At 62.0% G+C, this 6,994-nt stretch carries 6 protein-coding genes; all 6 read left to right on the top strand.

Features of this window, described 5'->3' with window-relative positions:
* On the top strand, positions 1–838 hold an 838-nt coding region (locus RTS12_RS06045), incomplete at its 5' end, for a heparinase II/III-family protein (protein WP_312526470.1).
* A 27-nt stretch (positions 839–865) separates the two neighbouring features.
* Positions 866–2,455, top strand: coding sequence for a bifunctional phosphoribosylaminoimidazolecarboxamide formyltransferase/IMP cyclohydrolase (gene purH / locus RTS12_RS06040; RefSeq protein WP_312526469.1), 1,590 nt, complete (start codon positions 866–868; stop codon positions 2,453–2,455).
* Positions 2,456–3,172 carry a signal peptidase II gene (gene lspA / locus RTS12_RS06035; RefSeq protein WP_312526467.1) on the top strand — a complete coding sequence of 239 codons (717 nt, stop codon included), beginning with the start codon at positions 2,456–2,458 and terminating at the stop codon, positions 3,170–3,172.
* A gap of 37 nt (positions 3,173–3,209) precedes the next feature.
* Positions 3,210–3,785, top strand: coding sequence for a DUF3035 domain-containing protein (locus tag RTS12_RS06030; protein WP_312526465.1), 576 nt, complete (start codon positions 3,210–3,212; stop codon positions 3,783–3,785).
* A 227-nt stretch (positions 3,786–4,012) separates the two neighbouring features.
* Complete coding sequence (locus RTS12_RS06025; protein ID WP_312526463.1) at positions 4,013–5,551, top strand: pitrilysin family protein; 1,539 nt, start codon at positions 4,013–4,015, stop codon at positions 5,549–5,551.
* Entirely contained in the window at positions 5,548–6,879 is a 1,332-nt protein-coding gene (locus RTS12_RS06020) for a pitrilysin family protein (RefSeq protein WP_312526461.1), read from the top strand. The genes RTS12_RS06025 and RTS12_RS06020 overlap by 4 nt, the downstream gene beginning before the upstream one ends.
* Positions 6,880–6,994: the final 115 nt, after the last annotated feature.

The following is a 6,994-nucleotide window of genomic DNA, read 5'->3' as shown; positions in this document are numbered from 1 at the left end:
CATGGCGCTGGGTTTTGCCCGTTTGGTGCGCGGGCGCAGCACCGTGATTGTCGATGCAGCCCCCCCGCCCACCGGCGCCGCTGCGGCCACGGCCCATGCCTCCACCCTTGCCTTTGAGATGACGGTGGCGCGTCAGCCCCTGATCGTGTCTTGCGGCCCGGGGCAGGGGTTTGGTCCGATCTGGGCACGCGCCAGCCGTGCCACCCCCTGCCATTCCGCGCTTTGCCTTGCGGGGCTGTCCTCTTCGCGGCTGGGTCCGGCTGCAGGGATGGCCGGCAGCGCGCCCGATCTGTTGACCGAAAGACCCGAGAACGTCTGGGCGGGAGATTACGACGGGCAGGGCCAGATCATTGGTCCCGATTTTGGGCTGCCCCATTCGGGCACCGTCGCGCATATGCTGGCGGGCCATGACGGATGGCTGCAAAGCCACGGACTGACCCATCTGCGCGAATTGTGGCTTGATCCCGACGGTTTCACCTTGGATGGCGAGGATTCGCTGGCGGCGCTGGACGAATCCGCTCAGGCGCAGCTGGCGGCGCAGATCGGCGGCTTCGATACCGCTGAACCCCATGGCGGCATCGGCTTTGACATCCGTTTCCACCTGCATCCCGAGGTGACGCCGACCGTTGAAGGCGATTTGGTGCAGCTGACCCTGCCCAATGGCGAGATCTGGTCCTTTAACCACGATGGCACGGCCGAATTGCGTATCGAGCCTTCATGTTGGCTGGATCCCGCCCAGGCAGGGCCGATTCCCACGCGGCAGATCGTCTTGACTGCGGTTATGACCGGGCGGGCGATACAGATCGGCTGGACCTTGGCGCGCTCTGGGGGTAGTTGACGGCAACACAAATTGGAGGCCCTGCCGATGAGTGACCGCGTTCCGATGCGCCGCGCTTTGATTTCCGTTTCCGACAAGACCGGATTGGTCGATTTTGCCCGGGACCTCTCGGCGCGTGGTATCGAGATCCTCTCGACCGGCGGCACGGCCAAGGCGCTGCGCGATGCGGGCCTGAAGGTCATCGATGTGTCCGAAGTCACGGGTTTTCCCGAAATGATGGACGGCCGCGTCAAGACCTTGCATCCGGTGGTGCATGGCGGCCTTTTGGCTCTGCGCGACAATGATGAGCATATGGCCGCCGCCCAGACGCATGATATTGGCATGATCGATCTGTTGGTCGTGAACCTGTATCCGTTCGAAGAAACCGTCGCCAGAGGCGCGGATTACGATACCTGCATCGAAAATATCGATATCGGTGGCCCGGCGATGATCCGCGCGGCCTCGAAAAACCACGCTTTTGTCAGCGTTATCACTGATGTTCAGGATTATGCGGCGCTGTTGGCCGAACTGAACGCGAATGACGGCGATACCACCTATGGCTTCCGTCAAAAGCTGGCGCAGAATGCCTATGCCCGTACGGCGGCCTATGATGCGGCAGTGTCGGGCTGGATGGCCAAGGCGATCGGCGAGCAAACGCCGCGCCGCCGCGCCTTTGCAGGTACCCTGGCCCAAGGGCTGCGCTATGGCGAAAACCCGCATCAGGCGGCGGCCTTTTATACCGACGGCACCAATCGCCCCGGCGTAGCCACCGCCAAGCAGTGGCAAGGCAAAGAGCTGAGCTATAACAACATCAACGACACCGATGCCGCATTCGAGCTGGTTGCGGAATTCGATCCCGCAAAAGGCCCGGCTGTCGCGATCATCAAGCACGCGAACCCCTGCGGCGTGGCAACCGGCGCCAGCGCGGGCGAGGCCTATCGCCGCGCATTTGATTGCGACCGCACCTCGGCCTTTGGCGGCATCATTGCGCTGAATACGACGCTGGATGCGGAAACCGCCAAGGCGATCAGCGAGATCTTTACCGAGGTCGTCATCGCCCCGGATGCGACCGAGGATGCCCGTGCCATCTTTGCGGCCAAGAAAAACCTGCGCCTGCTGACCACGGGTGGCCTGCCGGATCCTGCGGCTGGCGGCGATACTTTCCGGCAAGTGGCGGGCGGCTTTTTGGTGCAGGGCCGCGACAATGGCGTGATCCTGCCCGCGGATCTGAAGGTCGTGACCAAGCGTCAGCCGACCCAGGCCGAACTTCAGGACCTGCTTTTCGCCTGGACCGTCGCCAAACATGTCAAATCCAATGCCATTGTTTACGCCAAGGATCTGGCGACCGTCGGTATTGGTGCAGGCCAGATGAGCCGCATCGATTCGACCCGCATCGGTCAGCGCAAGGCGCAAGACATGGCCGAGGCGCTTGGTCTTGATACTGCCCTGACCCAAGGGTCGGTTGTGGCGTCGGATGCGTTTTTCCCCTTTGCTGATGGCGTGATGGCCTTGGCAGATGCAGGGGCGGTTGCGGTGATCCAGCCGGGCGGCTCGATGCGCGACGACGAGGTGATCGCCGCCGCGGATGAACGCGGACTGGCGATGGTCTTTACTGGTCAACGGCATTTCAGGCATTGAATGAGCGACGACGATCTGACCCCCAAGCCCAAAAAGCCACGCGCGAAAAAGCCCCCCCTCAGCGATGAGGCCGGGGCAGCGAAACCGCGCGTGCGCAAGGCGGCGCCGCGCGTAACGGCAAAAGCGACCTCTGCCAGCCCCGCGCTGGTCGAGGCAGCCAAGCCGCGCTTTCCGATGCAGCTGGTGGCCTTTGTCGCATTCGGCATTCTGATTCTGGATCAGTTGCTGAAATATGTCGTCGTCCATGTGCTGCGGCTTGATCGTATCCGCGAGCTGGATTTGATCGATCCTTGGCTGAATCTGCGTATGGCGTGGAATCAGGGCGTGAATTTCGGCCTGTTCTCGAGCGATGTGAACCTGATGCGCTGGGTGCTGATCGCGATTGCCTTTGCGGTTTGTGGCTGGGTCTGGATCTGGCTTAGCCGGACGCCGCATTCGAAACTGGCCCAGATTTCAGCGGGTTTGCTGATCGGCGGTGCTTTGGGCAATGTCATCGACCGGCTGACTTATGGTGCGGTTGCCGATTTTCTGAACATGTCGCTGCCCAATTGGCGTAACCCCTATAGTTTCAACGTCGCAGATATTGCGATCTTTGCGGGGGCGTTGGGGCTGTTTCTTCAGCCACCGACCAAGAAGGACGAACCGGCGGAGGTTCGCAAGCCAGCGGCGCGCGTGACAAAACCGCGCGACAAGACCCGTGACGACGCGGGTAAATAAGGCTAGAAGGGCTCAAACGGGCGAAAGGGACCTGATGATGCGGCTGCAGGCAACCATGCTGACCTTGACCGTGCTGGCGCTAGCGGCGTGCAGTACCGATCCGCATCTGATGAATATCGAGCAGGGCAAACGAAGCCCTGACGAATTTGCGATCGTCCCGACCAAGGCGCTGCAAATGCCTCCGGATCTGAACATGCTGCCGCAGCCGACGCCGGGTGGGTCGAATATCACGGATCCCAACCCTCAGGCCGATGCGATTGCGGCACTTGGCGGCAACCCCGGCCATCTGGCGCAAACCGGGGTCGGCGCAGGTGATGGCGCGCTTCTTGCCTATACCGCGCGTCATGGCCGCGACGGCAATATCCGCCAGATCACCGCGCAAGAGGATGTGGCATGGCGCAGCCGCCATTCGCGCAAGCTGCTGGAAATCATGGCGCGCACCAACGTCTATTACCGCGCCTATGAGCCGATGACGCTGGACAGCTGGACCGAGGTCGAGCGCTGGCGGACCACGGGTGTTCAGACACCTTCGGCGCCGCCGCGTGGCTATAGCGCGACGGGTCTGGTGACCAAGCCCAAGCCCCCCGAGGGCAAGGACCATATGCGGAAATAATCTGGGGGCGCGCTGGCGCCCCTTTCCTTTTTCCGAGCAGGCCGATTTTGCGCCAGGCTGTCGGGTTTTGTCGCATCTGGCCATGTTCCAAGCGCAGAATGCGTTGCCAAAGCGCGGGTGATGGCGTGAAAGCGATCCGGATCACGCTTTCATGACAGGCTTCGCCCTTGCCCCAGCGGCGCGGGCTTGGCAGGTTCGAACTGCCTGATCGAACCGGAGCTGACCCAATGCGCCACCTCGCCTTAGCCCTGACGCTTTTTGCCTCGCCCGCGCTGGCCGAGATGCCCAAAGGGATCAGCCATTTCACTCTGCCCAATGGCCTAGAGGCCGTGGTCATCGAAGATCACCGTGCCCCGGTCGTCGTGCAGATGCTGTGGTACAAGATCGGCTCGGCCGATGAGACGCCCGGAAAATCCGGCATTGCCCATTATCTGGAACATCTGATGTTCAAGGGCACGGAAAAGCTGGCGCCGGGCGAGCTGTCCAAGACGGTGACGGCCAATGGCGGCATGGATAATGCGTTCACCAGCTATGATTACACCACCTATTTCCAGCGCATCGCCAGCGATCGCCTGCCCCTGATCATGGGGATGGAGGCCGACCGCATGGAAAACCTGCGCATCGGGCCCGATGATTGGCAGGCCGAGCGTCAGGTTGTGCTGGCTGAACGGACCCAGCGCACCGACAGCGACCCCTCGGCCCTGTTTGGCGAAGAATTGAACGCAACTCAGTTCTATAACCATCCCTATGGTCGCCCCGTCATCGGCTGGCGTCACGAGATGGAGGGGCTGACGCGCGACGATGCCTTGGCTTGGTATAACAGCCACTATGCCCCCAATGATGCCGTTCTGATCGTTGCGGGTGATGTCACGGCCGATAAGGTTCGACAGCTGGCCGAGAAATATTACGGCCCCATTCCCGCAAAGCCCGATTCGACCCGCAAGCCGCGACCGCAAGAGCCTGTTCAAAGCTCTCCGCGCTGGATGGAGCGCAGCGATCCTCGGGTGCCTCAGCCGACATTGACCCGCAGCATTCTGGCCCCCGAGCGCAATGCAGGCGACCAGAAAAAGGCCGCCGCCTTGACGGTGCTTGCCGAATTGCTGGGCGGATCGCCGCAGACTTCGGTTCTGGGCAAAAAGCTGGTTCTGACCAATAAGGCACTTTACGTTTATGCTGGCTATGATGGGCTGTCGGTCGATCCGACGACCTTCATGTTCTCGCTTGTGCCCGCACCCGGCGTCTCGAATGAAGATGCCGAGGCGGCGTTGGATCGCGCCTTGGCCGAATTTCTGGCCGAAGGGCCGGATGCCGCCCAGCTGGAGCGCGTGAAAACCCAGATCCGTGCCGCCACGATCTATAAACAGGATTCCGCCCATGGTCGCGCCTATGAATACGGCCAAGGGCTGGCTGTTGGGCTGGGGATCGAGGATGTGAACGATTGGCCCGCTTTGCTGGCCGAGGTCACCCCCGAGGACATCAAGCTTGCCGCCCAAGAGGTTCTGACCAGCAAGGCAAGCGTCACAGGCTGGCTTTTGCCCGCCCAGGCCGACGCGCAAGCCCCGGCTGCGGCGCAACCAAACACGACGGATCAGGCCGCTGACGCCGCCCGCACAAGTGATGATCCATCAGCGGCTGATGCCCCCGAGCTGGTGGCCAATCCCGCCGCCGAGCAGACAGCGCCCGCAGGTCAGCCCGAGACCCAGCCCGAAGTCGTCACCGACACTCCGCCCGCCCCGAAACCCCAATCGCAAGAGCTTACCCAATGATCCGCGTCTTTGCCTCTGTGCTTTTCGTGTTGATGGCCACGCTGCCTGCGCGCGCCATTGATATTCAGCAAATCACCTCGCCCGGCGGGATCAAGGCATGGCTGGTTGAGGATCACTCGATCCCTTTCACCGCGCTGACATTGATGTTCAAGGGCGGGGCCAGCCTTGATCAACCGGGCAAGCGCGGAGCCATCAATCTGATGACCGCCACGCTAGAGGAAGGTGCGGGCGATATGGATCAGACCCAGTTCGCCGAGGCGATCGAGGGCTTGGGCGCCAGCGTGACCTTTGATGTCAGCGATGATGCGCTGGTGGTTTCGGCGCGCGCCTTGACCGAGAACCGCGACCAGCTTGGCGATCTGGTGCATGTGGCGCTGACCGAGCCTCGTTTCGATACCGAAGCCTTGGACCGGGTACGTGCTCAGGTCTTGCTGAATATTCGCGCCGCAGAAACCGATCCCAGCGCCATGGCCTCGAAAGAGATGGCACGCCAGATGTGGGGCGATCATCCCTATGGCAGCTCGACCAGCGGCACGGTGGAATCGGTGAGCGCGCTGACACGCGATGACATGATCAACGCCAAAAACCTGGTTCTGGCGCGCGACCGCGTCATCGTGGCCGCCTCGGGTGACATCACCGGCGAGGAATTGGGCAAGCTGGTCGATCACATTCTGGGCGATCTGCCCGCCGATGGCGCAGCACCTTTGCCCAAGCCCGCGACATTTCAGCTGACCGGCGGCGAGACGGTGATTGACTGGGATAGCCCGCAAACCGTCGCCGTTTTCGCCCAACAGGGCCTGCCGCTCACGGACCCCGATTACTTTGCGGCCTTTGTCGCCAACCATATTCTGGGCGGCGGCGGTTTCGCCTCGCGGCTGATGGATGAGATCCGCGAAAAGCGTGGCCTGACCTATGGTGTCGGCACCTCGCTTTCAAACGGGCTTTACGGGGATGCTTGGCAGGGGGGAATGTCCTTGAGCAATGACAAGGTCGCCGAAGCGATCGGGCTGGTGCGCGAGCAATGGGGGCGCATGGCCGAAGGCGTCACCGACAAAGAGCTGAACGATGCCAAGACCTATCTGACCGGGGAATATCCGCTGCGCTTTGATGGCAATGGCCGAATTTCCAGCATTCTGGCAGGGATGCAGCTGGCAGGTTTTCCAGCCGATTACGTCAATACCCGCAACGGCAAGATCGATGCGGTCACGGCCGAGGATGTCAAACGCGTCGCCACCCGGCTGCTGCATCCCGATCAGCTGCGCTTCGTGCTGGTCGGTCGCCCAGAAGGTCTGGATGCCAGCGCAGAAAAGGCCCCCGTTCCCAACTAGGGCATTTGGGTGTCTGCCGCGCAATTGGGTCAATCGATCGGCCCGCGCGGTCAGGTCTATGAAAAAAGCAGCGCCCGCAGATCGGCTATCCGGTCTGCGGGCGTTTCAGTTTCTT

This window comes from Paracoccus sp. (in: a-proteobacteria) (genome assembly GCF_032007265.1).
Taxonomy (GTDB): Bacteria; Pseudomonadota; Alphaproteobacteria; order Rhodobacterales; family Rhodobacteraceae; genus Paracoccus.
The sequence above is the reverse complement of the archived record's forward strand: the minus strand, read 5'-3'. Positions and strand labels throughout refer to the sequence as shown.

Excerpts from the sequence above, each read along its gene's own strand:
- purH (WP_312526469.1), top strand. The coding sequence starts at position 866 with ATGAGTGACCGCGTTCCGATGCGCCGCGCTTTGATTTCCGTTTCCGAC.
- lspA (WP_312526467.1), top strand. The coding sequence starts at position 2,456 with ATGAGCGACGACGATCTGACCCCCAAGCCCAAAAAGCCACGCGCGAAA.
- RTS12_RS06030 (WP_312526465.1), top strand. The coding sequence starts at position 3,210 with ATGCGGCTGCAGGCAACCATGCTGACCTTGACCGTGCTGGCGCTAGCG.
- RTS12_RS06025 (WP_312526463.1), top strand. The coding sequence starts at position 4,013 with ATGCGCCACCTCGCCTTAGCCCTGACGCTTTTTGCCTCGCCCGCGCTG.
- RTS12_RS06020 (WP_312526461.1), top strand. The coding sequence starts at position 5,548 with ATGATCCGCGTCTTTGCCTCTGTGCTTTTCGTGTTGATGGCCACGCTG.